We start from the raw sequence: 26,917 nt of genomic DNA, 5'->3' as shown, positions 1-26,917 counted from the left end.
CCTGCCAGCCCTGTTTTTATTAGCGCTATTTGCGCGAGGTCACTATTTTGCGGTTACAACCTGCATTCCAGACGGTTCGTTTTGCAGAGCAAGCGTCAGAACTTCCTCAATACGCTTAACCGGGTGAATATCCAGATCGGCAATGACGTTGTCCGGAATTTCCTCCAGGTCACGTTTATTTTCGAATGGAATTAAGACCGTTTTAATCCCGCCGCGATGCGCCGCCAACAGTTTTTCTTTCAGGCCGCCGATCGGCAATACCTGACCACGCAGCGTGATCTCACCGGTCATTGCCACATCTGCGCGCACCGGATTACCGGTCAGGCAGGAAACCAGCGCGGTACACATCGCGATACCGGCACTTGGACCGTCTTTCGGCGTTGCGCCTTCCGGCACGTGAACGTGGATATCGCGTTTTTCGTAAAAGTCCGGATTAATACCCAGTTTTTCCGCGCGCGCGCGCACCACGGTCAGCGCCGCCTGAATAGATTCCTGCATCACTTCACCGAGCGAGCCGGTGTAGGTCAACTTGCCTTTGCCCGGTACGCAGGCGGTTTCGATGGTCAACAGATCGCCGCCCACTTCCGTCCACGCCAGGCCCGTCACCTGACCTACGCGGTTTTCGCTATCCGCGCGGCCATAATCAAAGCGCTGCACACCGAGGTAGTCGTGCAGATTATCGCCGTTAATTTCGATATGTTTTAACGACTTATCGAGCAACAGTTGTTTAACCGCTTTGCGGCACAGTTTGGAGATTTCACGCTCCAGACTACGCACGCCCGCTTCACGCGTGTAATAGCGAATAATACCGATAATCGCGCTATCGTCGACCGTCAGTTCACCTTTCTTCAGCGCGTTACGCTCGATCTGCTTCGGCAGCAGGTGACGTTTAGCAATATTCAGCTTCTCGTCTTCGGTATAACCGGACAGACGGATCACTTCCATACGATCCAGCAGCGGCGCCGGAATGTTCATGGAGTTGGAAGTGGCGACAAACATCACATCGCTGAGATCGTAATCCACTTCCAGGTAATGATCGCTGAACGCCACGTTTTGCTCCGGATCCAGCACTTCCAGCAGTGCGGAAGCCGGATCGCCGCGCATGTCAGAAGACATTTTGTCGATCTCATCGAGCAGGAACAGTGGGTTTTTAACCCCCACTTTGGCCATTTTTTGGATCAGTTTACCCGGCATAGAGCCAATGTAAGTCCGGCGATGACCGCGGATTTCCGCTTCATCACGCACGCCGCCCAGCGCCATACGGATGTATTTACGCCCTGTTGCTTTAGCGATGGACTGGCCCAACGAGGTTTTACCTACCCCCGGCGGCCCCACCAGACACAGGATCGGCCCCTTGATTTTATTTACACGGCTTTGAACCGCGAGATACTCAAGGATGCGGTCTTTCACGCGCTCCAGACCATAATGGTCAGTATCGAGGATTTCCTGCGCCTGACGCAGGTCTTTTTTGACCTTGCTACGCGCATTCCACGGCACCTGCACCATCCAGTCGATGTAGCCGCGCACCACGGTCGCTTCCGCCGACATCGGAGACATCATTTTCAGCTTCTGCAGTTCCGCTTCCGCTTTCTCTTTCGCCTCTTTCGGCATTTTCGCCGCGTCGATCTTACGCTTCAGCGCTTCGTTTTCGTCCGGCGCGTCGTCCATCTCGCCAAGTTCTTTCTGAATCGCTTTCATTTGCTCGTTCAGATAGTACTCGCGCTGGGATTTCTCCATCTGCTTTTTCACGCGGTTGCGAATGCGTTTCTCAACCTGCAGCAGATCGATTTCAGATTCCATCATCGCCATCAGATATTCCAGACGTTCGTTAACGTCGGACATCTCCAGTACGGACTGTTTATCCGCCAGTTTCAGCGGCATATGCGCGGCGATGGTGTCAGCCAGACGTGCAGGGTCGTCAATGCTATTGAGTGACGTCAGCACTTCCGGCGGAATTTTTTTGTTCAGCTTGATGTAGCCTTCGAACTGGCTGATAGCGGTACGCACCAGCACTTCTTGTTCTCGCTCATCAATGGCTGGCGAATCAAGGTACTCCGCCTTCGCGGAGAAATGTTCGCCGTTGTCAGACAGCGCGGAAATACGCGCGCGCTGTAACCCCTCGACCAGCACTTTTACGGTGCCGTCAGGCAGTTTCAACATCTGCAAAATAGAGGCCACGGTCCCGACGGTGAAAAGATCGTTTACACCCGGCTCATCCGTTGATGCTTCCTTCTGGGCGACCAGCATGATTTTTTTATCATGGTCCATAGCCGCTTCCAGACAACGGATAGATTTTTCCCGCCCTACAAATAAGGGTATGACCATGTGCGGATAAACCACCACATCGCGCAACGGCAATACGGGGATTTCAATGCGTTCAGAACGCTCAGGATTCATAGAGCTCTCTCTTAGTTTAGTGTCCGCCAGGTAATCAGATAGTATAGCTGTGCTCCATACCACCTATAACATGTACGTCAGTATATGGGGATGTTTCCCACACATTCAACGGCGTGTTTACAGGAAAAACGAAAGGGGAGATAAAATCCCCCCTTTTTTGGCTAACTGATTGTATGAATGTTTAATTATTCGCCAGAAGCCTGCGCTTCCGGTTTGCCGTAAATCAGCAACGGCTTACTCTGACCGGCAATAACGGACTCGTCGATCACCACTTTTTCGACGTCTTCCATAGATGGCAAATCGTACATGGTATCCAGCAGCGCTGCTTCGACGATAGAACGCAGACCACGGGCACCGGTTTTACGCGCCATTGCTTTCCTGGCGATAGCGTCCAGCGCTTCGTCACGGAATTCCAGATCGACGCCTTCCAGGTTAAACAGCGCCTGATACTGCTTGGTCAGCGCATTTTTCGGCTCTTTCAGGATTTGAATCAGCGCTTCTTCGCTGAGTTCATTCAGCGTCGCTACCACTGGCAGACGACCGATAAACTCAGGAATCAGACCAAATTTGATCAAATCTTCCGGTTCAACCTGCGACAACAGCTCGCCTTCGCTGGCTTTGTCGGACTTCGCTTTCACCGTCGCGCCAAAACCAATGCCGGAGCCGGTTTCAACACGGTTAGCGATCACTTTATCCAGACCGGCAAACGCGCCGCCGCAGATAAACAGAATCTTAGAGGTATCTACCTGTAAGAACTCCTGCTGCGGATGTTTGCGACCGCCCTGCGGTGGAACCGCGGCGACGGTGCCTTCGATCAGTTTCAGCAACGCCTGCTGTACGCCTTCGCCGGAAACATCGCGGGTAATGGACGGATTGTCTGATTTACGCGAAATCTTATCGATTTCATCAATGTAGACAATCCCACGCTGCGCTTTTTGCACGTCGTAGTCGCATTTCTGCAACAGTTTCTGAATGATATTCTCGACGTCTTCACCAACGTAACCCGCTTCGGTTAGCGTGGTCGCATCCGCCATAGTGAACGGCACATCCAGCAAGCGCGCCAGCGTTTCCGCCAGCAGCGTTTTACCGGAACCGGTCGGTCCAATCAGCAGAATGTTGCTTTTGCCTAACTCGACGCCATTGCTGGTATCGCCGTTACGCAGACGCTTGTAGTGGTTATAGACCGCCACCGCCAGCACTTTTTTCGCCTGCTCCTGGCCGATAACGTAATCGTCCAGGTGGGTACGAATTTCATGCGGCGTCGGCAGCGCACTACGTTCACGGTGCGGAGCAACTTCTTTAATTTCTTCGCGAATAATGTCGTTACATAAATCGACGCATTCGTCGCAGATATACACGGATGGACCGGCAATCAGCTTGCGCACTTCATGCTGGCTTTTGCCGCAAAAAGAGCAGTACAACAATTTGCCCGAGCCATCTTTGCGTTTATCTGTCATGAGTCAAAACCTCTTCTTTGTTCTTTGTGCCGCACACGACGACGCAAATGCCATTCTCAGGCGCAAGCCGCTAATCAGCGTTGTGCCGCCCTTCATTAGTATATACACAAAATCATTCGAGCTACATCAAGGCGGCAACTCGGCGACTCCGCAGGCGCTTACATAAGTAAGTCACCGGGAGGCGCGCTGGCAGCCAACACCGAGGTAGCGTGAAGGATGAAGTGTATAGCGGCACACTTGCGTCCAGGGCATCAATTACGATGGGTCAAAATTGAGTCAACCAAACCGTACTCTACCGCTTCAGGCGCGGAGAGGAAGCGATCGCGCTCAGTATCACGTTCAATCTGCTCAAGAGATTGACCCGTATGATGCGCCATAAGTTCATTCATGCGCCCTTTTACTTTCAAAATTTCGCGGGCGTGAATTTCAATATCCGTCGCCTGGCCCTGGTAGCCGCCCAGCGGCTGGTGGATCATGACGCGAGAGTTCGGCAAGCAGAAACGTTTGCCTTTCGCCCCGGCAGTCAGCAGAAACGCCCCCATAGAGGCCGCCTGTCCCATACAAATGGTGCTGACGTCTGGCTTAATAAACTGCATGGTGTCATAGATGGACATCCCCGCAGTAATTACGCCGCCAGGAGAATTAATGTACAGATAGATATCTTTTTCCGGGTTTTCCGCTTCCAGGAACAGCATCTGCGCCACGATCAGGTTAGCCATATGGTCTTCGACCTGGCCGGTCAGAAATATGACGCGTTCCTTAAGTAGACGAGAATAGATATCAAAAGAGCGCTCACCGCGTGAGGTCTGTTCAATGACCATCGGCACCAGCGCCATATGAGGGGCCAAATTATCTCGTTCTCCGCTGTATGACATTTCCGTCTCCTGGATAAAAATTGAAAAAACCTGCTGTACTGATTGTAACCTGATGGACGGATTATCAGCCAGTCCCTCTGTAATGGGTACGGCATCGCCATAATTCAAGCATAACAATCTTTTGCTCTAACGCTAACACTGAAACGCGGTTTTCGCACCCTTACCATGCAAAATGCGTGACAAAAAAAACCCGTCACTGAAAGGTGACGGGTTTTTGTGCAAATTTCGTGCTTTTAACGCGAAAAATTACGCCTGCTGGTTCATCAGCTCATTGAAGGAAGTGGCTTTTTCAGACACTTTCGCTTTTGCCAGAACCGCTTCAACAGCCTGTTCTTCCAGAGCGACGTTACGCATATTGTCCATCAGCTCTTTATTTTTGCTGTAGAACTCAATCACTTCTTTCGGATCTTCGTAAGCAGACGCCATCTCTTCGATCAGGCCTTTAACGCGTTCTTCGTCCGCTTTCAGCTCGTTGGTACGAATGACTTCGCCGAGCAGCAGACCGACAACTACACGACGCTTAGCCTGTTCTTCGAACAGTTCGCGCGGCAGCTCCAGAGCCTGTTTCTCGTTACCACCAAAACGCTGCGCAGCCTGACGACGCAGAACGTCGATTTCGCTGTCGATCAGCGCAGCCGGTACGTCGATGTCGTTAGCTTTTACCAGACCTTCAATCGCCTGAGACTTAACGCGGTTACGCACCGCGCCTTTCAGCTCGCGTTCCATGTTTTTACGTACTTCAGCGCGCAGACCGGCTACGGAACCATCTTCAACGCCGAAACGTTTGATGAATTCTTCGGTCAGTTCCGGCAGTTCGCGTTCTTCAACTTTCTTCAGGTTGATAACGAACTTAGCCGCTTTACCTTTCAGGTTTTCAGCGTGGTACTCTTCCGGGAAGGTCACATCGATAGTGAACTCTTCGCCAGCTTTGTGGCCTTTAACGCCGTCTTCAAAGCCCGGAATCATACGACCCTGGCCCATCGCCAGAACGAAATCGGTCGCTTTGCCGCCTTCGAACTCTTCGCCGTCTACAGAGCCGGTGAAGTCGATGGTCACGCGGTCTTCCGCATCCGCAGCGCCGTCTTTTTCTTTCCAGGTCGCCTGCTGCTTACGCAGGGTGTCCAGCATCACATCAACGTCAGCGTCGGTGACTTCAACAACCGGCTTTTCAACTTCGATGGACTCGAGGCCAGTCAGCTCAACTTCCGGATAGACTTCAAACTCGACGGAGTAAGTGAAGTCTTCACCCACTTTGTATTCGCCCGGAACATAGTTCGGCGCGCCTGCCGGGTTAATTTTTTCTTTGATGATCGCGTCAACGAAGTTGCGGCTCATCAGATCGCCCAGCACGTCCTGGCGAACAGAAGCGCCATAACGCTGAGCGACGATATTCATCGGTACTTTGCCTTTACGGAAGCCGTCAATACGTACTTTTTTCGCTACGTTGACCAGCTCGCTTTTTACAGCGGTCTCGATGCTGTCAGCAGCGATTGTAATCGTTACACGGCGGCCAAGGCCCTGAGTGGTTTCAACTGAAACTTGCATCTTGTTACCTCAAAAAATCACAGTGCTCGGTCAACTCTACTCCGCAAGCACGTGCTATTTGCTTCGCGGAACCGGGATGTTCTCATAATCAATCACATTCCCTGTCGTCAGAATCATCCCGAAGACGTTCATATATAAGACGGCGCATTATAGCGGCATCACTTTTGTGAGTCGAGAACGGTGATTGTGCGATGCTGCGGCGGTTTTCACAATTCTCGGCTAATTTTTGTCTGAATACTGTACGACACGCTCAAAATTCAGACAAAACAAAACGGCCCGCAGGCCGTTTTCACATAATTCTGTAGCAACATACTGGAAAAGCGGAGGTAGTTGCAAATCCGTTTTGCTACGCGATGCTTCCCGCGCCGCGACAAGGAGGCGACGCGAAGATAGTATCCTGCAACCCTTCCCACTCTTTGAGGGTATAAGTATGCAGTGCCAGCGCATGTACGGTTGTGGAGAGTTCCGCCGTTAACGTACCGTAAATCATCCGATGACGATTAAGAAAACGTTCGCCTGTAAAGCGATCGCTCACCAGCACGACCTTAAAATGGCTTTCCGATCCTGCAGGAACATTGTGACGATAGCTTTCATCCACAACTTCGAGAAACACGGGGTCGAACGCTGTCCTTAATTTTTCTTCTATTTGCTCACGTATCATCATGAAAATCTCCTCCGACAACGCTGTGATGTCACCCATCCCTTTAAATACTAGCCGCTTTTACCGTTTCCATTACAGCATGACAACAAAAATTTAGCTTTCGTCTGATTATTTCAGCCAAACGTATGAAGTTTACTGCCTTAATCATTCTTTTAGCGCTCAAAATCCCCGCTCGCGCCGTTATCGATACCAAATCGGACATTACGACGAATTTACCTGCGTTGACCACTTCCCCTCGCCGTTAGCGGTGTTATGATGGCGGGAATTTTTACCTATCACGTTTTAAGCGTCATTGAGAGCCTGAATATGTTAAAAAAACTTCTCTTTCCGTTAGTCGCTCTGTTTATGCTGGCAGGATGCGCCACACCGCCGACGACCATTGACGTCGCGCCGAAGATCACCTTGCCACAGCAGGACCCGAGCCTGATGGGCGTCACCGTTAGCATTACCGGCGCGGACCAACGCCAGGATCAAGCGTTAGCGAAAGTCACGCGTAACAACCAGCTGGTAACGTTAACCGCCTCCCGCGATTTACGCTTCCTGTTACAAGAAGTCCTGGAAAAACAGATGACGGCACGGGGCTATATGATCGGGCCTAACGGCGCGGTTAATCTGCAGATTATTGTTAACCAACTGTATGCTGATGTTTCCCAGGGCAGCGTGCGCTACAACATCGCGACCAAAGCGGATATCGCGATTATTGCGACCGCGGCAAATGGCAGCAAGATGACCAAAAACTATCGCGCCAACTACTCTATTGAAGGGGCGTTCCAGGCCTCTAACCAGAATATTGCCGACGCGGTGAACAGCGTTCTGACCGATACCATTGCTGATATGTCTCAGGACACCAGTATTCACGATTTTATCAAGCAAAATGCCCGTTAATAGCAACAACAAGACCCGGCAAAAGCCGGGTCTGTAGATGCCTATGTCAAGTCAATATTTACGTATTTTCCAGCAACCGCGTTCAGCCATTCTGCTGATATTGGGTTTTGCCTCTGGCCTCCCGCTGGCGCTCACCTCCGGTACGCTACAGGCGTGGATGACCGTCGAGAATATCGATCTTAAAACGATTGGCTTCTTCTCGCTGGTTGGTCAGGCCTATGTGTTTAAGTTTCTCTGGTCCCCGCTGATGGACCGCTACACGCCGCCTTTTTTAGGTCGTCGTCGCGGTTGGTTACTCGCCACCCAACTGTTGTTACTGGCGGCGATTGCGGCGATGGGCTTTCTTGAACCCGGCACGCAGCTACGCTGGATGGCGGCGCTGGCGGTGGTGATTGCTTTTTGCTCCGCCTCGCAGGATATCGTGTTCGACGCCTGGAAAACCGATGTTTTACCCGCAGAAGAACGCGGCGCTGGCGCGGCAATCAGCGTGCTTGGCTACCGGTTGGGGATGCTGGTTTCCGGCGGACTGGCGCTATGGCTGGCCGATCGCTGGCTCGGCTGGCAGGGCATGTACTGGCTGATGGCGGCATTGCTGATCCCCTGCATTATCGCCACCTTACTGGCGCCGGAACCGACCGATACTATCCCCTCCCCGAAATCGCTGGAACAGGCCGTCGTCGCGCCGCTACGCGATTTCTTTGGCCGTAATAACGCCTGGCTGATTTTACTGCTCATTGTGCTTTATAAACTGGGTGACGCCTTCGCTATGAGCCTGACCACCACCTTTTTGATTCGCGGCGTCGGCTTTGACGCCGGCGAAGTCGGCGTGGTCAATAAAACGCTGGGCCTGCTGGCAACGATCGTCGGCGCGTTATACGGCGGCATATTAATGCAGCGTCTTTCGCTGTTTCGCGCGCTGCTGATTTTCGGCATTTTGCAAGGCGCGTCCAACGCCGGTTACTGGTTGCTCTCCATTACCGATAAAAACATGTTCAGCATGGGCGCGGCGGTCTTTTTCGAAAATCTGTGCGGCGGGATGGGTACTGCCGCCTTTGTCGCCTTATTAATGACGCTATGTAATAAGTCGTTTTCCGCAACACAGTTTGCCCTACTGTCGGCCCTCTCCGCAGTAGGCCGGGTTTATGTTGGTCCTGTAGCGGGCTGGTTCGTTGAAGCGCACGGCTGGCCGACATTCTACCTCTTCTCGGTTGTTGCCGCCGTTCCCGGGCTGTTACTGTTGCTGGTCTGTCGGCAAACGCTGGAATATAGCTGGCAGAACGAGCGTTTCATTCCCCGCACGCAATACCGTGGCGCCTACAATTTCGCGCTTTCAATCCTGCTCGCGGGCGTCGCTTTGCTGGCGGTCTGGGTACTCCTGCTGACCATGAACGCGTTGGATTACACTAACTTTTCATTCCTGCCCGAATTGCTTGAGACTGCGGTAGCGGTTGCCGTGTGCGGCATTGTCTTTGGCGGGTTGCTGGACTACCTGGCGCTACGAAAAACACGCCTGCTGTAAAACATTATTTGCCGTTGTAATAACGACCCGGAATTATAACGGCTAAATAACCATCAATTGATAAAAAATATATTTGTCTTTTTGTGCGCAACAGAATTTTGGAAATTATTGGTAATTTCTACGCTACCTATTTTCTTTACACGATTCAGCCGATTAAATTTAAATTTCTGCCGTTGATTGTCCTTTTATTGATAATAAATTGTTAAGTAATTGTTTTATTTTCACATTGGTTATACCAATTATCCCTCAACATCCCACTTACAGACCTCATCCGTTATAACGCAAAGTTTCAACAGTGTCTTAAAGTTATTTCGACATACTTGGCAACATATGTGACATGCGCGGCAGAACTTGGTAACACAGAACCAATCATGTTTACAGTAATGTAACCTTACCGTAAAATGCCCCTACACTTTAAACGCCACCAGGTCCCGTGGAATTGAGGTCGTTAAATGAGACTCAGGAAATACAATAAAAGTTTGGGATGGTTGTCATTAATTGCAGGCACTGCATTACTCAGTGGCTGTAATTCTGCGCTGCTGGATCCCAAAGGACAGATTGGACTGGAGCAACGTTCGCTGATACTGACGGCATTTGGCCTGATGTTGATCGTCGTTATTCCCGCCATCTTGATGGCTGTTGGTTTCGCCTGGAAGTATCGTGCGAGTAATAAGGATGCGAAGTATAGCCCGAACTGGTCACACTCCAATAAAGTGGAAGCCGTGGTCTGGACGGTGCCTATCTTGATCATCATTTTCCTTGCCGTACTGACCTGGAAAACCACGCACGCGCTTGAACCAAGCAAGCCGCTGGCGCATGACGAAAAACCAATCACCATCGAAGTGGTTTCCATGGACTGGAAATGGTTCTTCATCTATCCGGAGCAGGGTATCGCCACCGTCAACGAGATCGCCTTCCCGGCGAACACGCCGGTTTATTTCAAAGTGACCTCCAACTCCGTGATGAACTCCTTCTTTATCCCGCGTCTGGGTAGCCAGATTTATGCCATGGCCGGTATGCAAACGCGTTTGCATCTGATCGCCAACGAACCCGGAACCTACGATGGCATCTCCGCCAGCTATAGCGGCCCGGGCTTCTCTGGTATGAAGTTTAAAGCTATCGCCACCAAAGACCGCGCAGAATTCGACCAATGGGTCGCAAAAGCGAAGCAGTCTCCGAACACCATGAATGATATGGCGGCGTTCGAGAAAGTGGCTATGCCAAGCGAGTACAACAAGGTGGAATATTTCTCCAGCGTGAAACCAGATTTGTTCAAGGACGTTATTAACAAATTCATGGACCACGGTAAGAGCATGGACATGACCCAACCTGAAGGTGAGCACAGCTCGCATGAAGGAATGGAAGGTATGGACATGAGCCACGCGGAATCCGCCAACTCCAAGGGTTGAGGAAGATAAGATGTTCGGAAAATTATCACTGGATGCAGTACCGTTCCATGAACCTATCGTCATGGTAACGATCGCTGCAATTATCGTCGGGGGACTGGCGATACTGGCAGCGATTACTTACTTCGGTAAGTGGACCTACCTATGGAAAGAGTGGTTAACGTCAGTTGACCATAAACGCCTCGGCATCATGTATATCATCGTCGCGATTGTGATGCTGTTACGTGGTTTCGCCGATGCCATCATGATGCGTAGCCAGCAGGCGCTTGCCTCCGCCGGCGAAGCGGGTTTTCTACCGCCGCACCACTACGATCAGATCTTTACCGCTCACGGCGTAATCATGATCTTCTTCGTGGCGATGCCCTTCGTTATCGGTCTGATGAACCTGGTGGTTCCGCTGCAGATCGGCGCGCGCGACGTTGCGTTCCCTTTCCTGAACAACCTGAGCTTCTGGTTCACCGTTGTCGGCGTTATCCTGGTTAACCTCTCGCTGGGCGTGGGTGAATTCGCGCAGACAGGGTGGCTGGCTTATCCGCCGCTATCGGGAATAGAGTACAGTCCCAGCGTCGGGGTCGATTACTGGATATGGGCGTTGCAACTCTCGGGTATTGGTACGACGTTAACCGGTATCAACTTCTTCGTGACGATCCTGAAGATGCGTGCGCCGGGTATGACAATGTTCAAGATGCCGGTCTTTACCTGGGCCTCTTTGTGCGCCAACGTACTGATCATCGCCTCTTTCCCGATTCTGACGGTTACCGTCGCGTTGCTGACCCTGGATCGCTATCTGGGCACCCATTTCTTTACCAACGATATGGGCGGCAACATGATGATGTACATCAACCTGATTTGGGCCTGGGGCCATCCGGAAGTGTACATTCTGATTCTGCCGGTCTTCGGGGTATTCTCCGAAATCGCAGCGACCTTCTCGCGTAAACGTCTGTTCGGCTATACCTCGCTGGTTTGGGCGACCGTCTGTATTACCGTACTGTCGTTTATCGTTTGGCTGCACCACTTCTTCACGATGGGCGCAGGCGCGAATGTTAACGCCTTCTTCGGTATCACCACCATGATTATCGCCATCCCGACCGGGGTGAAGATCTTCAACTGGTTGTTCACCATGTATCAGGGCCGTATCGTCTTCCATTCCGCAATGATGTGGACCATCGGCTTTATCGTGACCTTCTCGGTCGGCGGTATGACCGGCGTGCTGCTGGCGGTACCGGGCGCGGACTTCGTCCTGCACAACAGCCTGTTCCTGATTGCGCACTTCCATAACGTGATCATCGGCGGCGTGGTGTTTGGCTGCTTCGCGGGTATGACCTACTGGTGGCCGAAGGCGTTTGGCTTCAAGCTGAACGAAACCTGGGGTAAACGCGCCTTCTGGTTCTGGATTATCGGTTTCTTTGTAGCCTTTATGCCGCTGTACGTACTGGGCTTCATGGGCATGACCCGTCGCCTCAGCCAGCAAATTGATCCGCAGTTCCATACGATGCTGATGGTTGCCGCCGCCGGCGCCGCGCTGATTGCGCTGGGTATCCTGTGCCAACTGATTCAGATCTTCGTTTCTATTCGCGACCGCGATCAGAACCGCGATCTGACCGGCGACCCATGGGGTGGCCGTACGCTGGAGTGGTCAACCTCGTCTCCGCCGCCGTTCTATAACTTTGCCGTTGTGCCGCACGTTCACGAACGTGACGCCTTCTGGGAAATGAAAGAAAAAGGCGAAGCGTACCAACAGCCTGGACAGTATGAAGAGATTCATATGCCGAAAAATAGCGGTGCCGGTATTGTTATCGCCGCCTTCGCAACGGTATTTGGCTTCGCCATGATCTGGCATATCTGGTGGCTGGCGATAGTGGGTTTCGCAGGCATGATCATCAGCTGGATTGTAAAAAGCTTTGATGAAGATGTGGATTACTACGTGCCGGTCCCGGAAGTCGAAAAACTGGAAAACCAGCATTTCGATGAGATTACTAAGGCAGGGCTGAAAAATGGCAACTGATACTTTAACGCACGCGACTGCCCACGCGCACGAACACGGGCACCATGACGCAGGCCAGAACAAAATCTTCGGATTTTGGGTCTACCTGATGAGCGACTGCATTCTGTTCTCTATTCTGTTTGCTACCTATGCCGTTCTGGTGAACGGCACCGCTGGCGGCCCGACAGGTAAGGATATTTTTGAACTGCCGTTCGTTCTGGTTGAAACCTTCCTGCTGTTATTTAGCTCCATTACCTACGGCATGGCGGCGATCGCCATGCACAAGAACAACAAGAGCCAGGTTATCTCCTGGCTGGCGTTGACCTTCTTGTTCGGTGCCGGATTTATCGGGATGGAACTCTATGAATTCCATCACCTGATTGTTAACGGTATGGGCCCGGATCGCAGCGGCTTCCTGTCTGCGTTCTTCGCGCTGGTCGGCACGCACGGTCTGCACGTCACTTCCGGTTTGATCTGGATGGCGGTGCTGATGGTGCAAGTTGCCCGTCGCGGTCTGACCAGCACTAACCGTACCCGCATCATGTGCCTGAGCCTGTTCTGGCACTTCCTGGATGTGATTTGGATTTGCGTATTCACTGTTGTTTATCTGATGGGGGCGATGTAATGAGTCATTCTACCGAGAGCGGCGGCGCATCCCACGGCAGCGTAAAAACGTACATGACCGGCTTTATCCTGTCGGTCATCCTGACGGTTATTCCATTCTGGATGGTGATGACCGGCGCTGCCTCTCCGGCCGTTATTCTGGGATCTATCCTGGCAATGGCAGTGGTGCAGATTTTGGTGCATCTGGTGTGTTTCCTGCACATGAACACCAAATCTGATGAAGGCTGGAACATGACGGCCTTCATCTTTACCGTGCTGATCATCGCCATCCTGGTTGTGGGCTCCATCTGGATTATGTGGAACCTCAACTACAACATGATGATGCACTAAGAGCGGCGAGTATGATGTTTAAGCAATACCTGCAAGTAACGAAACCAGGCATCATCTTTGGCAACCTGATCTCGGTGATCGGGGGATTTCTGCTGGCCTCAAAGGGCAGCATTGACTATCCCCTGTTCATTTATACGCTGGTCGGGGTGTCACTGGTTGTGGCGTCGGGTTGTGTATTTAACAACTACATCGACAGGGATATCGACAGGAAGATGGAAAGGACCAAGAATCGGGTGCTGGTCAAAGGCCTGATTTCTCCTGGCGTCTCGCTGGTATACGCCACCCTGCTGGGTATTGCTGGCTTTATGCTGTTGTGGTTTGGCGCCAATCCTCTGGCCTGCTGGCTGGGGGTGATGGGCTTCGTGGTCTACGTTGGCGTGTACAGCTTGTACATGAAGCGTCACTCCGTTTACGGAACGCTGATTGGTTCTCTCTCCGGCGCAGCGCCGCCGGTGATTGGCTACTGCGCCGTAACGGGCGACTTTGACAGCGGCGCGGCGATCCTGTTGGCTATTTTCAGCCTCTGGCAGATGCCGCACTCTTACGCCATCGCCATTTTCCGCTTTAAGGACTATCAGGCGGCCAATATCCCGGTTCTGCCGGTGGTAAAAGGAATCTCAGTCGCTAAAAACCACATCACGCTGTACATCATTGCGTTTGCCGTTGCAACGCTAATGCTCACGTTGGGCGGTTATGCCGGTTACAAATACCTGGTGGTCGCCGCGGCGGTCAGCGTTTGGTGGCTCGGCATGGCGCTACGCGGTTACAAAGTGGAAGATGATAAGGTCTGGGCGCGCAAGCTGTTCGGCTTCTCTATCATTGCGATTACCGCGCTGAGTATCATGATGTCCGTTGATTTTATGGTGCCGAATTCGCAGAATCTGCTGACTTACGTCTGGTAACAAGCGTTGCTATTGAAAAAACCGCCGTGTCACAAACGGCGGTTTTTTTATCCATTTCATCAGGCAGTAACGCCCCACGAGTTATCGATTCTGAATAATATGTAAATTATCCGTTTTCAGTAAATCAACTTTTTTACCATTGATTGTTGCCGTCGCTGACTTCACGGTGAAAGTAAGTTTATGGTAATCACACAAGTCACCGTTTTTCATCAAGAGATATCCCATCGACTTAAAAGAATCCCCCATACCCTGTTCAGCACCCAGAGTATTGAGACCCAAAGGAGGAAAAGCGACCATTCTTTCGTCACTAACTCCAGCATCATTTTTTAATATCAATTCCACACGTAAGTTCGCAACATGAATTAACTTATTCGTATTGACAACAAATCCAATCTGACACAGAGGAATATTATCAATCCTGCCAAATAATCCCGCATATTTTTCTAATGTCAGCTCAGGAAGTTGCTGACTAAAATCATTACGGCGCTTTCGATCTTTTTCACAATAATCAAGATAATCGCGTTGTGTCATCTTTTTTATATAGCTGTTATCGTAATAGTGCCAGGATTGTTGGCAATCGACATCTACACTCTGGCCATTAAAATACATCTGTGCTAAATAATCAGCGGCCGCCTGTAATTCTTTCTCATAAGCTTTTTTAAAAAAATACAGCGCTTTATCGTAATCAACGTTAACCATTACGCCAGAATAGTACATACGACCTAACGTATACAATGCTTCTCCATTACCTTGCTGCGCCGCCATTTCATACCATTTCCGGGCTTTCTCTCCATCTGGTTGTAATCCCAATCCAGCGTGTTCATAAAGAAAACCTAACAGCGTCTGTGAGTCGGCATCCCCCTTCTCGGCCGAAATTCGGAGCCATTTCAGCGCTTCAGCAATATCTATCGTTTTCGTTTCATTATTAAAATACAAAGTAGAGACCAGTTTTGCCGTCTGATACGCGACCTCAGGATCACCCTCTCTCGCCCAGAGTATCGCTATCCGCGCAAGATGTGATGAGTCAAAACCTATTCGACTCAGCAGTTTTCGCTCATCTGATTGCGGGGCATAAAAATAGAAACTTAAGCCTTGAATAAAATGAGGACGAAATGAAAGGTCTCTATATGCCTCAAGTTTATTACTATAAACACTCCCAATTATACGTTCACTCACCTTTTTATCGAGATTGATATTGGATAGATTAATTTTTTCTCTAAGCTGTTTTGCTAATGTTTTCACTTGCGTAATGTCCTTTTGGGTACCGATGCCATATTCATAGAAATAAGCTGCATTAAAGCAACCATAATCACCGTCCAAATCACAAGCCTGCTCGTAGTACTTTATTGCTTGCGGAATATCCACAGATACTGAAACACCGTACTCATAAATAAACCCCAACTCCGCCAGCGCTTGAGCATTATTATCTTTGGCTAACGCTTTTAGCTCATTTAGCGCCTGAATATCTTTCTGCGCAATACGGCTATACAACGCGTCAATATCATCACCTGCCTGGCATACCGATGCGAAAGAAAGCCCAAGCAGAAACAAAATATTCCATTTCCGTTTTATCATTTTTCATTCCCTTATTCTTTATCTAAAAAGCGCACACTATCAGCTTTCAGTAAATCGACATTCTTACCGTTAATCGTTGCCGTAGCGGATTTCAGCGTAAAATGGATATCGCCGATCCCGTGACAAAAAGCTTGCGTATACAGCGGGAGATCGTATGGGGTAACGAGAGGATCAACATCATGATTTTGCATATCTATCCCCAGAGTATTCAAACCGAATGGCGGAATCATTAACGTTTCCTCAGTTGCCATTCCATCATCATTTTTCAGCTCAAGCGTAATATGCAAATTCGCCATGTTACGGATTTTATCTGTGCCAATCTGAAAAATTAGTGCGCATTCTTTCGGCTTAGCCGTTATCCCGCGAGAGAAAATACTTTCTTTTTTTAGGGTTACTTTGGGTAAAGCATCCGCGTTGTTTTTTCGACTCTGAATATCCGCTGCGCATTTACTTAAAAATATTTTTTCCTCAACCTTCTTACCTACATATCGAGATGCTTTCTTGTAATACGACCAGGCTTTATCACAATCAGGTGCAGTACCTAAACCGTTATAATACATCCAACTCAACGGCATCGTTGAGCGCGAATTAGTACCATCATTTTCAACCTGCGTAAATAATGCCAGCGCTTTAGCGTAATCAGTGCGCCCTGTTGCGCCAGAATAATAGATTTTACCTAACGCAATCTGTGCATCGCTGTCCCCCTGCTTAGCCGCCTGTCCATACCATTTTTGTGCTTCCTGAATGTCTGGCTTAATCCCCCACTCATCGCCCTCTCCCCCCGAATAAATACCCCCCAAGAGAGATTGGGCCTCAACGACGCCTTTTTCCGCGGCGGCGCGAAACCACTTCAATGACGCAGGTCTGGCTTGATAAGGCTCGTCCGCATAGCGACCGGAAAAGTCATTAAGGGTGAGTCGCCCCATCTGATAATCCATTTGCGGGTCGCCATCCTGCGACCATAACGTAGCCAGCCGAAATGTTTTTTCCTGGTTAAATCCAATACGGCTAAAAAAAAGCGCATCGCTCTCGGGTCTATTATTTAGAGCATGAATTAGTATACTAATAAATGCCGCCCGCTGCGATTTATCCGTATCGGCCAATGCTTTTGCCATGTAAATTTCTTGCGAAAACTTATCAATATATTCTTGCTCAATCAATAAATTATCCAGATTCATTTTCTTAGCATACTTATTGGCCTGAGCGCTATCTTTCGCCACTCCGTCGCCATACTGATAAGCATACTTCACATTATAACAGCCGTAGTTACCGCCAAGCTCACAGGCCTGCTTGTAATACTGCAACGCCCGTTCGCGATTCATCGGTACACTAAGGCCGTATTCATGGATAAACCCCAGTTCATCCAGAACCGAAGCTCTTTTTTCCACAGGCAAAGCATCAAGATCCTTCTGGGTAAGCGCAGCGTATTTTACATCATCTTTACTGTTGTTCTCTGATGCATTCACCTGGTTAGCAAATAAAACACCCGCTAAAATACATAATGATAAGAATTTAATTTCCATAACGAATTCACTCCTTGAATAATATAATAAATGCGACTGCTGACGAACCTTCTGCCTGATAAACGCGCGCCATCACGCAGAAAGTTTGCTATCAGTCTCGGCGTTGTTGAATAAATCAAATTTTCAGGAGATGGACGGTTCTGATCATTGCCATCGTTTCAGAATCGGCTTCCTATGGCAAAGCAAAAGTTTAAAGTCACCCACCGGCCAGCCACACTCAGGCAGCGCGGTTCGCTGACAGTCTGACTTGACGAGTCTGTTATTGCTATATGAAGCAACAGCGTACACAGCCTGAAGGCCGTGGCTAACCGCTACACTATACTGAGATGGCTCAGATAGCCACTACAGCTCAAGGAGATCGGAATATGAATGAGCACAAGGCTATGCTGACTCTCCCGATCGCCCCTATCGTGTTAACAATTTATCTCTTTTTTAGCTCAACTGTTTCAAAAACATAATATTTGCTAATTAACCCTCTATTTACCCGGCACACTCCCCGCACTACACTACTCCCAGCTTTTATACAGAGGTGGCAATGAACGATTATAAAATGACGCCAGGGGAGCTGCGCGCCACATGGGGTTTAGGGACCGTCTTTTCGTTGCGTATGCTGGGTATGTTTATGGTTCTACCAGTACTGACCACATACGGTATGGCGCTACAGGGCGCCAGCGAAGCATTAATCGGCATTGCGATCGGCATTTACGGGCTGGCGCAGGCTATCTTTCAAATTCCCTTTGGGCTGCTGTCCGACCGCATTGGCCGTAAGCCGCTGATTGTCGGCGGACTGGCGGTATTTGTCGCGGGCAGCGTCATTGCCGCGCTCTCTCACTCAATCTGGGGCATTATTCTGGGGCGAGCGCTACAAGGGTCCGGCGCTATTGCCGCCGCCGTCATGGCGCTTCTATCTGATCTCACCCGAGAGCAAAACCGTACCAAAGCGATGGCGTTTATCGGCGTCAGCTTTGGTATCACCTTCGCGATTGCGATGGTATTAGGGCCGATCGTTACCCATAGTCTGGGATTGAACGCGTTGTTCTGGATGATCGCCGCCCTCGCCACCCTGGGCATTATTTTGACGATCTGGGTGGTTCCCAACAGTACCAACCATGTGCTGAATCGCGAATCCGGGATGGTCAAAGGCAGCTTCAGTAAAGTGCTGGCGGAGCCGAGGCTGCTCAAGCTCAATTTCGGCATTATGTGTCTACATATTTTATTGATGTCCACCTTTGTCGCCCTGCCCGGCCAGCTTGCCGATGCCGGTTTCCCTGCCGCCGAACACTGGAAGGTGTATCTGGCAACCATGGTGATCGCCTTTGCCGCCGTCGTGCCTTTTATTATCTATGCTGAAGTCAAACGGCGGATGAAGCAGGTATTCCTGTTCTGCGTGGGGCTCATTATCGTCGCAGAAATCGTGTTGTGGGGAGCGGGCCAGCATTTCTGGGAGCTGGTGATTGGCGTACAACTCTTTTTCCTCGCCTTTAATCTGATGGAGGCGCTGCTGCCTTCGCTTATTAGCAAAGAGTCGCCCGCGGGGTATAAAGGAACGGCGATGGGCGTCTATTCTACCAGTCAGTTTCTTGGCGTGGCGCTTGGCGGCTCGCTGGGCGGCTGGATAGACGGCACGTTTGATGGGCAAACCGTTTTCCTTGCCGGGGCCGTACTGGCGATGGTATGGCTGGCGGTGGCAAGTACCATGAAAGAGCCGCCCTATGTCAGCAGCCTGCGCGTGGAAATTCCAGCGGATATTGTTGCTGACGACAGGCTAAAACAGCGACTGTTGGCAATGAAAGGCGTAAGCGAAGCGCTGATCGTGGCGGAAGAGCATTCCGCTTACGTCAAAATCGACAGCAAAGTGACCAATCGCTTTGAAGTTGAACAGCTTATCAGCAAAGGATGAATACTGCATTGCCGGATGGCGGCGAGGCTCTATCCGGCATAACAACTTAATCGCGGAAGTTTTTGTACTGGAACGGCTGGCCCAAATCGCCGCCGCGAACCAGCGCCATTACCGATTGCAGATCGTCACGTGATTTGCCCGTCACGCGAATCTCTTCCCCCTGAATTTGCGCCTGCACCTTCAGTTTGCTGTCTTTAATCAGCTTGACGACTTTCTTCTGCACGGCGCTTTCAATGCCCTGCTTCAGCTTCGCTTCCACATACCAGGTTTTACCGCTATGCACGAACTCGTCCGGTACATCCAGCGAAGCGCCTTCAATACCGCGTTTAAGCAGCTTGGCGCGCAGAATATCGAGCAACTGATTGACCTGAAAATCGGACTCGCTCAGCACCTTGATGGTTTTATTGGCATCGTTCAGTTCAATAGTCGCCTCTACGCCACGGAAGTCAAAACGAGACTCAACCTCGCGAACCGCGTTATCCACACCGTTACGCGCTTCCTGCAGATCAACTTCAGAAACAATATCGAAAGATGGCATCTTTTCTTCTCCCTTCATTTTCGTTGCGTTGCATAATACCTGCAACGAGGCTTAACGAGAAGCTTAGCTGATGACGCTATAATTAGCGCCATAACACCTGGCGCTGTTGCAGGTGAGGAGGAACAATGAAAATTACTGTACTGGGATGCGGAGCCTTAGGACAACTTTGGCTTTCGGCACTGTGCAAACACGGACATGACGTACAGGGCTGGCTACGGGTGCCACAACCTTATTGCAGCGTAAATCTGATCGATACCGATGGTTCCTTTTTCAACGAATCACTGACGGCAAACGATCCGGATTTTTTGGCGAAGAGCGAACTGTTGTTAGTCACGCTGAAAGCGTGGCAGGTTTCCGACGCAGTACGAACCCTGGCGTCAACCCTACCGGTGACGTCGCCTATCCTGCTCATTCATAATGGAATGGGAACCATAGAAGAGCTGCAAAATATCCAACAGCCGATGTTGATGGGGACTATCACCCATGCTGCGCGCCGCGACGGTAATATCATTATTCATGTCGCTAACGGTACTACGCATATTGGCCCGGCGCGCGAGCAAGACGGCGATTACAGTTATCTCGCCGATATCCTGCAGGGGGTACTGCCCGATGTCGCCTGGCATAACAATATCCGCGCAGAGATGTGGCGCAAACTGGCGGTCAACTGTGTTATCAACCCGCTCACCGCGCTTTGGAACTGCCCGAACGGCGAGCTGCGCCATCATACTGATGAAATCAACGCAATTTGCGAAGAGGTCGCCGCCGTGATTGAACGTGAAGGCTACCACACATCGGCAGACGATTTACGCTATTATGTTGAGCAAGTGATTGACAGTACGGCAGAAAACATCTCATCCATGTTGCAGGACGTGCGTGCCATGCGCCATACCGAAATTGACTACATCACCGGTTATTTACTCAAGCGCGCCCGTGTGCACGGTCTCGCCGTTCCGGAAAATAGCCGCCTGTTTGAAATGGTAAAGCGAAAGGAGAGTGAGTATGAGCGCTCAGGCACTGGTATGCCTCGCCCCTGGTAGTGAAGAGACCGAAGCGGTCACCACTATCGATCTGCTGGTTCGCGGCGGAATCCACGTCACTACCGCCAGCGTCGCCAGCGATGGCAACCTGACGATTGTCTGCTCGCGCGGTGTAAAGCTACTGGCGGATGCGCCGCTGGTTGAAGTTGCCGACGGCGATTATGACATCATCGTGTTGCCCGGCGGAATTAAAGGCGCCGAGTGCTTTCGCGACAGCCCGCTGCTGGTCGAAACCGTAAAACAGTTTCACCGCTCCGGGCGCATTGTCGCAGCCATTTGCGCCGCAGCCGCCACAGTGCTCGTGCCGCACGATATCTTCCCTATCGGCAATATGACCGGTTTTCCGGCGCTGAAAGATAAGATCCCCGCCGAACAGTGGCTGGATAAGCGTGTGGTGTGGGATGCGCGGGTAAAATTATTAACCAGCCAGGGACCTGGTACCGCTATCGATTTTGGCTTGAAAATCATCGACTTGTTGGCTGGCCGTGAAAAAGCGCATGAAGTGGCTTCGCAACTGGTGATGGCGGCGGGGATTTATAACTACTACGAATAAGAATGATTGCCGGATGGCGGCGTAAACACCTTATCCGGCCTACAAAACGGTACAGTCTGTAGGCCGAATAAGCGGCAGCGCCATCCGGCAGTTATTTTACGGGCGTTCGCCCTGCGCCAGACGCGCATTAATATGCGCAATCACCCCAGGTAAATCCGCCAGTGAATCCACCACGTAATGCGCCCCGGCGGCGTACAGCTTGCTGGCCGCGTGCTCGCGGCGGACCGCAACGTCCTCTTTCGACATTGTCTGATAGGCGTCCCATGTTGCGCCGAATTCGTTACCCGATACCGCCAACCCCACCGTCCACATCCCCGCGTTAAGCCCCTCGCTAATGCCTGGCGCGGCATCATCTACCTTCACACAGTGCGCGACCGCATCAATGCCCAGCGCAATCACGTTTTGCAGCGCCATCCACGGCCCCGGGCGACCACCCGCGGCCAGGTCGTCCGTTGCCACCCAATGATCCGGACAATAGCCATGCCCGGCGGCGGCGGGGACCAGGCGCTCCATCACCGCTCGTGGGTAACCAGAGCAGGAGCCTATCTTAATGCCCTCGGCTCGTAGCGCCGCGATCGTGTCGATAACTCCGGCAATAGGAGAAGAAAAATCGACAACTTTAGCAATCTGTAACGGCATGAAGGCGGAATAGATGGCATCAATATCTGCTGCGTTCATGGAGCGGCCAAACTTTGCCTGCCAGCGCGCGTCAACAGCAGGTAATTTTCCCAGCGCTTCAATGTGTTGCCATTTACCCAGCCCCATTGGCACGCGTGCTTCGGCGAGGGTGATCTCCACATCAAATGCCTGACGGAACGCCTCGACGAAAATTTGCGTCGGCGCGAAGGAGCCAAAATCGACGGTGGTGCCCGCCCAGTCGAGAATAACAGCGTGAATACGGTTCATCATGGTTCCTTATTTCGTCCAGTACATGGCGGTACGAATGGCGGTCAGCAGGGCAGTGATATCGGCGGCATATACTTCGCCAATATTGCCGATGCGGAAGCAGTCGCTTTGCGACACTTTGCCAGGATAGATAACAAAGCCCTGCTCTTTGAGGCGGCGATAAAATTCGCTAAAGCGATACTGCGGGTCTTCCGGTGAATAAAAGGCGGTGATAATGGGCGAATGAAGTTCGTCATCCAGCAGCGTGTTAAAGCCCAGCGCCCGCATTCCGGCCACCAGGCTGCGCTGATTTTGCTGATAGCGTTGATGACGTGCCGCCACGCCACCTTCTTTCGCCAGCTCTTTCAGCGCCTGGGCAAACGCCAGGACGGTATGTGTGGGCGAAGTAAAACGCCATTTGCCGTGGTTATCCTCCATGCAACGCCACTGGGCGTAGAGATCTAACGACAGCGAGCGGGAACGCCCTTTGCACGCGGCCAGTTTTTGCTCGCGGGCAATCACGAAGGCAAAACCCGGCACGCCCTGAATGCATTTATTGGCGGAGCTGATCAGATAGTCGATGTGTAATGCTGCAATATCCATGGGGATGCCGCCGAAGCTACTCATGGCGTCAACGATGTAGGTTTTGCCATAGCGATGCGCCAGAGTGCCCACCTCATCAATGGGGTTGAGCATCCCGGTGGTCGTTTCGCTATGCACCATGGCGATATGGCTGATCGTCGGGTCGGCGTTGAGGATCGCGTCGATCGCCTGCACGTCCGGGCGCGCAACTTCGCCGCAGTCGTAAGCGTGATGGGCGATACCCATAAGGCCGGCCATCTCGACCATTCGTGCGCCGTATGCACCGTTGCTGACGATCAGCACCTTATCCTGCGACCCCAATGCGCTGCCCAGTACGGCTTCCACAGCATAGCTACCGCTGCCTTGCAGTAGTACGGAGGTGTAGCCTTCGGAGGCCGTTGCCAGTTCGGTCAGCTGCTGGCGGATCTGTTCCACCACGCCGATATTGTAATCATCATCCCAGGTACAGCTATCGAACAACATCGCTTCTTTCACGGTGCGAGAGGTGGTGAGCGGGCCAGGAGTCAGCAGCAGATAGTTACACGAAGTCATGTTATTTACCTTTGGTCTATACCAGATTGCATTTATCATGACGATCTTTGCCGCGATGGGTCAAAGAGAAAATCGCGCTGCAACAAAAAATTCATCTCTGCTTGTATAATGGCGGCAGGCAAAACGGAAGCGAGTAAGCATGAAACCTATCCCGGGCGATATCCCGCAGTACCTGTTGATCAAGGCGCAGCTTCAGGCGCGTATTCAGAGCGGTGCGTTGAAAAGCGGTGATAAACTGCCGTCTGAACGCGAACTGTGCGCGATCTTCAACACCACGCGCATTACTATTCGCGAAAGCCTGGCGCAGCTGGAGTCCAGTGGGCTTATCTGGCGCGCCGATCGTCGCGGTTGGTTCGTTACGCCGGAACGCCTGTGGCTGGATCCGACCCAGAACACCAACTTCCATAAGCTTTGCCGCGAGCAGGGGCGGGAGCCAAAAACCGCGCTACTGAGCGGCGTGTTAACCACCGTGCCTGTCGAGGTCATGGAGCCCCTCCAGCTCCAGCCGTTTGATCAAATCTATCTGCTGACCCGTCTGCGTTACGCCGATGGCCGCGCCGTGTGCTACTGCGAAAACCATTGTTTGCCCGCCCGCGTGCCTGAGCTGCTGCAGTACGATCTCAACGGCAGCCTGACCGAGGTATACGAGTCGCACTACAACCTCGTCTATACCAGCATGCATCTGTCGTTCTACCCCACCGCCATGCCTGCGCAGGCCGCACAGGCGCTGGGCGTTATGGAAGGGCGCCCGGCGCTGTTGCTGCGCCGTCTGAACTACGATCAACACGGGCGAGTGCTGGATCTGGATATCGAATACTGGCGTCACGACAGCCTGCGCATTGAGGTAGATACCCACTAGCGGGTGCGCCGGATGTTGGCTGCGGGCCTTATCCGGCCTGTCAATCGTATCGTCTCACGGCTATCCGGATAAGCGCAGCATCCTCCGGCGTGGACTGATTTATTTCTCTTTCATCGTTTTGTCATATAAGCCGTTTAGCGTAAAAAGCAAACCTGGTATAGGCCAGAAAATGCAATGTACGCTATGAGGCTATTACGATGAAACTTTCCCGACTTGCTCTGCTGTCTGTCTTCGCTCTCGCCAGCGCCCCGTCATGGGCGGAATCGGTGGTCACAGTGTACTCCATCGACGGGCTGCACGATGGCGATAACAGCTGGTACCAGGTGCAGTTTGACGCATTCACCAAAGCGACCGGCATTACCGTACGCTATGTTGAAGGCGGTGGTGGCGTGGTAGTGGAACGTCTGGCAAAAGAGCGCACGAATCCACAGGCCGACGTGCTGGTAACCGCGCCGCCATTTATTCAGCGCGCCGCCGCCGAAAAGCTGCTGGCGAACTTTAACACCGACGCCGCCTCGGCTATCCCCGATGCCAACAACCTTTATTCGCCGCTGGTAAAGAACTATCTGAGCTTTATCTACAACAGCAAGCTGCTGAAAACTGCCCCGGCGAGCTGGCAGGATCTGCTTGACGGTAAATTCAAAAATAAACTCCAGTATTCCACGCCAGGTCAGGCCGCTGACGGCACGGCGGTGATGCTGCAGGCTTTCCACAGCTTCGGCAGTAAAGATGCCGGTTTTGCGTATCTCGGCAAGCTGCAGGCCAATAACGTCGGGCCATCTGCCTCTACCGGCAAGCTAACCGCGCTGGTTAATAAAGGTGAAATCTACGTCGCTAACGGCGACCTGCAAATGAACCTCGCGCAGATGGAACGTAACCCGAACGTGAAAATCTTCTGGCCGGCCAACGACAAAGGCGAGCGCAGCGCGCTGGCCATCCCTTATGTCATTGGCCTGGTCCAGGGGGCGCCGCAGAGTGAAAATGGTAAAAAGCTGATTAACTTCCTGCTGAGTAAAGAAGCGCAGACTCGCGTCAGCGAACTCTCCTGGGGAATGCCGGTACGCAGCGACGTGACGCCGAGCGACGAACATTACAAGGCCGCCACTGCCGCGTTAGAAGGCGTGCAGAGCTGGCAGCCAAATTGGGATGACGTAGCCGTTTCGCTGTCGGCAGATATTAGCCGTTGGCACAAAGTGACCGAAAGCGAGTAAGCCTGATGCTGATGAAAACGACTGCCGTTCACGCCCCTGCATCGCAGGGGACATCGGGGATAGTCCTCGACTCGCTGCGCGTTGCGTATCACGGCAACGTGGTGCTTAAACCGCTCTCTTTGACGATTGAACCTGGCGAAGTGCTGGCGCTGATTGGCCCATCAGGATCTGGAAAAACGACGGTGCTGCGTGCGGTTGCGGGCTTTGTGCAACCTGCAGGCGGTCGTATTCTGATTGGCGATACGGACGTCACCCATCTGCCACCCTATAAACGCGGGTTGGCGATGGTGGTGCAGAACTACGCCTTGTTCCCGCATCTGAAAGTGGAAGACAACGTCGCTTTTGGCCTGCGTGCGCAGAAGCAGCCAAAGGCGCTAATTAATGAGCGTGTAACGCAGGCGCTGAAAACGGTTGGCATGAGTGATTACGCCGCCCGTTATCCGCATCAACTTTCCGGCGGCCAGCAGCAACGCGTGGCCATCGCCCGCGCGATTGCCGTGCGCCCGCGCGTGCTGTTGCTGGATGAACCACTGTCAGCGCTGGACGCACAGATTCGTCATAATATGGTGGAAGAAATCGCCTGTCTTCACCGTGAGCTGCCGGAACTCACTATTCTCTACGTCACCCACGATCAAACGGAAGCGCTCACCCTGGCCGATAAAATCGGCATTATGAAGGATGGCTCGCTGATTGCTCACGGCGAAACCCGCGCGCTATATCAGCATCCGCCCAATCGTTTTGCCGCCGAATTCTTAGGTCGCGCCAATATTCTCTCCGCCATCGCGCTGGGGATAACGGAGGCTCCGGGGCTGGTGGACGTCAGCTGCGGCGGTGCGGTGATTCGCGCGTTCAGCCGGGGCAGCCACCACGGTTACAACAAACTGCTGTGCATTCGTCCTCAGCACCTCAGCCTGACGCCGCGTTCGGCCTACAGCAACCGCTTCAACGCCACACTGCAATCGGTGCACTGGCAGGGCGATTTAACCCATCTGCTGTGTGACGTTGCTGGCGAAACGGTGCGGATGGTGTTGACGCATGTCAATCCGCTGCCGCGCGTGGGCGACAAGCTGGCGCTGTGGTTCGAACCGGATGATGCGGTCCTGATTGAGGTATAACC

At 52.0% G+C, this 26,917-nt stretch carries 23 protein-coding genes; 13 read left to right on the top strand and 10 right to left on the bottom strand.

Annotation, left to right across the window (positions count from 1 at the left end; genetic code table 11):
• Positions 1-42 precede the first annotated feature (42 nt).
• From lon to bolA, 5 genes are all read right to left on the bottom strand, one after another.
• The gene (gene lon, locus J4650_RS18465) at positions 43-2,397 is read right to left on the bottom strand and encodes an endopeptidase La (RefSeq protein WP_001067723.1); all 2,355 of its coding nucleotides are present in this window, start codon (positions 2,395-2,397) and stop codon (positions 43-45) included.
• Between the two features lie 185 nt (positions 2,398-2,582).
• Positions 2,583-3,854: an ATP-dependent protease ATP-binding subunit ClpX gene (gene clpX / locus J4650_RS18460; protein ID WP_000130314.1), complete on the bottom strand. Its 1,272-nt coding sequence runs from the start codon at positions 3,852-3,854 to the stop codon at positions 2,583-2,585.
• 251 nt (positions 3,855-4,105) lie between these two features.
• A complete protein-coding gene (gene clpP, locus J4650_RS18455; RefSeq protein WP_000122257.1) occupies positions 4,106-4,729 on the bottom strand; it encodes an ATP-dependent Clp endopeptidase proteolytic subunit ClpP in 624 nt (207 codons plus the stop codon).
• A 246-nt stretch (positions 4,730-4,975) separates the two neighbouring features.
• Entirely contained in the window at positions 4,976-6,274 is a 1,299-nt protein-coding gene (gene tig / locus J4650_RS18450; RefSeq protein WP_001198403.1) for a trigger factor, read from the bottom strand.
• 346 nt (positions 6,275-6,620) lie between these two features.
• On the bottom strand, positions 6,621-6,938 hold the full coding sequence (bolA, locus tag J4650_RS18445; protein WP_000973433.1) for a transcriptional regulator BolA: 318 nt from the start codon (positions 6,936-6,938) through the stop codon (positions 6,621-6,623).
• A gap of 303 nt (positions 6,939-7,241) precedes the next feature.
• Between bolA and J4650_RS18440 the strand changes: the two genes are divergently transcribed.
• The 7 genes from J4650_RS18440 (at position 7,242) to cyoE (ending at position 14,585) form a co-directional block, all read left to right on the top strand.
• Positions 7,242-7,820 (top strand): lipoprotein, encoded by a 579-nt coding sequence (locus J4650_RS18440; RefSeq protein ID WP_001537832.1) that lies wholly within the window; start codon positions 7,242-7,244, stop codon positions 7,818-7,820.
• Positions 7,821-7,863: 43 nt separating this feature from the next.
• Positions 7,864-9,339, top strand: a complete 1,476-nt coding sequence (gene ampG, locus J4650_RS18435; protein ID WP_000098471.1) for a muropeptide MFS transporter AmpG — start codon at positions 7,864-7,866, stop codon at positions 9,337-9,339.
• A 452-nt stretch (positions 9,340-9,791) separates the two neighbouring features.
• The gene (gene cyoA / locus J4650_RS18430; RefSeq protein WP_001239448.1) at positions 9,792-10,748 is read left to right on the top strand and encodes a cytochrome o ubiquinol oxidase subunit II; all 957 of its coding nucleotides are present in this window, start codon (positions 9,792-9,794) and stop codon (positions 10,746-10,748) included.
• Between the two features lie 10 nt (positions 10,749-10,758).
• Entirely contained in the window at positions 10,759-12,750 is a 1,992-nt protein-coding gene (gene cyoB / locus J4650_RS18425) for a cytochrome o ubiquinol oxidase subunit I (protein ID WP_000467158.1), read from the top strand.
• Positions 12,740-13,354: a cytochrome o ubiquinol oxidase subunit III gene (locus J4650_RS18420; RefSeq protein ID WP_000179833.1), complete on the top strand. Its 615-nt coding sequence runs from the start codon at positions 12,740-12,742 to the stop codon at positions 13,352-13,354. Before cyoB ends, J4650_RS18420 begins: the two co-directional genes overlap by 11 nt.
• A complete protein-coding gene (locus J4650_RS18415; RefSeq protein ID WP_000019878.1) occupies positions 13,354-13,683 on the top strand; it encodes a cytochrome o ubiquinol oxidase subunit IV in 330 nt (109 codons plus the stop codon). Before J4650_RS18420 ends, J4650_RS18415 begins: the two co-directional genes overlap by 1 nt.
• A gap of 11 nt (positions 13,684-13,694) precedes the next feature.
• Positions 13,695-14,585 (top strand): heme o synthase, encoded by an 891-nt coding sequence (gene cyoE / locus J4650_RS18410; RefSeq protein ID WP_000971352.1) that lies wholly within the window; start codon positions 13,695-13,697, stop codon positions 14,583-14,585.
• Positions 14,586-14,666: 81 nt separating this feature from the next.
• Here the strand turns inward: cyoE and J4650_RS18405 are convergent, their stop codons facing one another.
• Together J4650_RS18405 and J4650_RS18400 are read right to left on the bottom strand one after the other, a co-directional pair.
• Positions 14,667-16,160 carry a tetratricopeptide repeat protein gene (locus tag J4650_RS18405; protein WP_208231562.1) on the bottom strand — a complete coding sequence of 498 codons (1,494 nt, stop codon included), beginning with the start codon at positions 16,158-16,160 and terminating at the stop codon, positions 14,667-14,669.
• Between the two features lie 11 nt (positions 16,161-16,171).
• A complete protein-coding gene (locus tag J4650_RS18400; RefSeq protein ID WP_023993898.1) occupies positions 16,172-17,683 on the bottom strand; it encodes a tetratricopeptide repeat protein in 1,512 nt (503 codons plus the stop codon).
• Between the two features lie 535 nt (positions 17,684-18,218).
• On the opposite strand from J4650_RS18400, the gene J4650_RS18395 reads away from it, so the two are divergent.
• Complete coding sequence (locus J4650_RS18395) at positions 18,219-19,583, top strand: MFS transporter (RefSeq protein WP_023258934.1); 1,365 nt, start codon at positions 18,219-18,221, stop codon at positions 19,581-19,583.
• Positions 19,584-19,629: 46 nt separating this feature from the next.
• Here J4650_RS18395 and J4650_RS18390 read toward each other — a convergent pair whose 3' ends face one another.
• Positions 19,630-20,121, bottom strand: coding sequence for a YajQ family cyclic di-GMP-binding protein (locus J4650_RS18390; protein WP_023993899.1), 492 nt, complete (start codon positions 20,119-20,121; stop codon positions 19,630-19,632).
• A 125-nt stretch (positions 20,122-20,246) separates the two neighbouring features.
• On the opposite strand from J4650_RS18390, the gene panE reads away from it, so the two are divergent.
• On the top strand, positions 20,247-21,158 hold the full coding sequence (gene panE, locus J4650_RS18385; protein ID WP_000705816.1) for a 2-dehydropantoate 2-reductase: 912 nt from the start codon (positions 20,247-20,249) through the stop codon (positions 21,156-21,158).
• Positions 21,121-21,711 (top strand): protein deglycase YajL, encoded by a 591-nt coding sequence (gene yajL, locus J4650_RS18380; RefSeq protein ID WP_001275806.1) that lies wholly within the window; start codon positions 21,121-21,123, stop codon positions 21,709-21,711. Before panE ends, yajL begins: the two co-directional genes overlap by 38 nt.
• 96 nt (positions 21,712-21,807) lie before the next feature.
• Here yajL and phnX read toward each other — a convergent pair whose 3' ends face one another.
• A complete protein-coding gene (phnX, locus tag J4650_RS18375; protein WP_001518130.1) occupies positions 21,808-22,617 on the bottom strand; it encodes a phosphonoacetaldehyde hydrolase in 810 nt (269 codons plus the stop codon).
• Positions 22,618-22,626: 9 nt separating this feature from the next.
• The gene (phnW, locus tag J4650_RS18370; RefSeq protein ID WP_023993900.1) at positions 22,627-23,730 is read right to left on the bottom strand and encodes a 2-aminoethylphosphonate--pyruvate transaminase; all 1,104 of its coding nucleotides are present in this window, start codon (positions 23,728-23,730) and stop codon (positions 22,627-22,629) included.
• 139 nt (positions 23,731-23,869) lie between these two features.
• Here phnW and phnR point away from each other — a divergent pair, with 139 nt between their 5' ends.
• From phnR to phnT, 3 genes are all read left to right on the top strand, one after another.
• Entirely contained in the window at positions 23,870-24,589 is a 720-nt protein-coding gene (gene phnR, locus J4650_RS18365; protein ID WP_023209613.1) for a phosphonate utilization transcriptional regulator PhnR, read from the top strand.
• A gap of 197 nt (positions 24,590-24,786) precedes the next feature.
• Positions 24,787-25,800 carry a 2-aminoethylphosphonate ABC transporter substrate-binding protein gene (gene phnS / locus J4650_RS18360; RefSeq protein ID WP_000778008.1) on the top strand — a complete coding sequence of 338 codons (1,014 nt, stop codon included), beginning with the start codon at positions 24,787-24,789 and terminating at the stop codon, positions 25,798-25,800.
• 5 nt (positions 25,801-25,805) lie between these two features.
• A complete protein-coding gene (gene phnT, locus J4650_RS18355) occupies positions 25,806-26,915 on the top strand; it encodes a 2-aminoethylphosphonate ABC transport system ATP-binding subunit PhnT (RefSeq protein ID WP_023994375.1) in 1,110 nt (369 codons plus the stop codon).
• The last annotated feature ends 2 nt before the right edge of the window (positions 26,916-26,917 follow it).

Source organism: Salmonella sp. 32120201201600049SM (assembly GCF_017572835.1).
Taxonomy (GTDB): Bacteria; Pseudomonadota; Gammaproteobacteria; order Enterobacterales; family Enterobacteriaceae; genus Salmonella; species Salmonella enterica.
This window is presented reverse-complemented; position numbering and strand designations above follow the sequence as displayed.